General features: G+C 58.3%; 1 protein-coding gene. It reads right to left on the bottom strand.

From position 1 onward, the window contains the following. The coding region (locus tag XH80_RS02980) for an IS701 family transposase (RefSeq protein WP_271597267.1) at positions 1-1,307 on the bottom strand (1,307 nt) is incomplete at its 3' end. Positions 1,308-1,451 lie beyond the last annotated feature (144 nt).

The following is a 1,451-nucleotide window of genomic DNA, read 5'->3' as shown; positions in this document are numbered from 1 at the left end:
GTCGAAGGATGAGATCGACGATGGCGTGGCGTACGGCTGGCATGGTTGGCTGAGGCGGAGGCCCGTTGATTCTTTTTTTTCCGCCCCGCATATGCGAGGCGACGATGTTGCAGGAAGGCGTAGGCAATCATTGTCATAAGGGCGTGGCGATGAAGACCTTGCCATGATCGCCCTTCGAAGTGATCAAGTCCAAGCTCCTCCTTCAACTGTTGATGCGCCTGCTCACAAATCCACCGTGCCTTGATGGTGGCTGCCAGCGTGCGCAGATCCGTCGTCGCCGGAAGATTGGCGAGATAGTATTTCCTCTCCCCGGAGGCACGTTGCTCGCCAATGAGCCAGGCTTCGTCGCCTGGGAGATGCTGCTGACCTTTATCCCATATCCGCTGCGGAGGGCCGTCGGCGGTGCGGACCCGGAGAGCAGCAAATCGGGCTTTGAGCCGACCTTTCGTCCCGCTACGCCAACTCACGGTTTTCCATTTGGCGCTGGCCAGCATTTGTTCTGCCGCAATCGATAAGATATCGGGCACGTGGTGCTTTCGTGGTTTGCCACGTACTTTGGTGATCGGCCAAATGAGCTTCACATCGACCGGATACACTTTCTGGTGCCGAGGGATACCGACCGCCCAGGCCAGCCCGCGCTCTGTTAGCCCTTGTCGAAACGGTGCGCTGAGGCCGTATCCTGCATCCGCCAGCACACATCCAAAGCGCATGTTGGCTGCCATCGCGCGGTCAATCTCGGCCAAAGCGATCTCCGGCTTGGACCGTGGCGTTCGGTGTTCGACTGGCACGCGAGCGCGCTTCAAACGAGGCATGTCGCTTGTCCAGCTGTCAGGCAGAAAGAGACGTAACGCGACCATCACGGGCACTTCGCCGCGCGCAAGCGTTAAAGACACCAGCGTTTGGCAATTTGCAGTTTTACCGAGAGCCGACGCGTATTGAGCCGCAACGCCGACCGAGCGCTCACCTTTCTTGGGCAGTGAAGTGTCATCAATAACGAGCACCGCGTCCCTGCCGCCGACAAGTCGGTCCGCCTGGTTGAGCAGCTCTGTCTCCAGGGGCGTCGCGTCCCAGACACCGTCCGCAATGAAATGGTGCAACTGGTCGTAGTTGCTCATGGCAAGGCGTTCCGCCATCGGCTGAACGCTCTTGCGATCGCCAGGACCGATCAAACCCGCAACATACAGCGGACACATCCGCTGCCGGGTCTTATGACCCAGCCGGTCCAAGAACGGCATCAGCCAGCGTTCGAGTTCGTCTTCCCATCCCGGCATGGTCAGCCCTCCAAGAGCCGACCACCCATGAATCATTGAAAAATTGATTCGGGAATCCTATAAAACGCGGCAAAATCAACAATCTGCCAAAGTAGTGCTAGCACTACTTTGGCAGTTTGATTCACGCTGCTATCCTGCGCTGATCCACCTTCGGCAGTGCGGACATCGCTGAAGCGGCAT

Origin of the sequence: Bradyrhizobium sp. CCBAU 45384 (assembly GCF_028128665.1) — a bacterium.
Lineage (GTDB): Bacteria > Pseudomonadota > Alphaproteobacteria > Rhizobiales > Xanthobacteraceae > Bradyrhizobium > Bradyrhizobium manausense.
The sequence above is the reverse complement of the archived record's forward strand: the minus strand, read 5'-3'. Positions and strand labels throughout refer to the sequence as shown.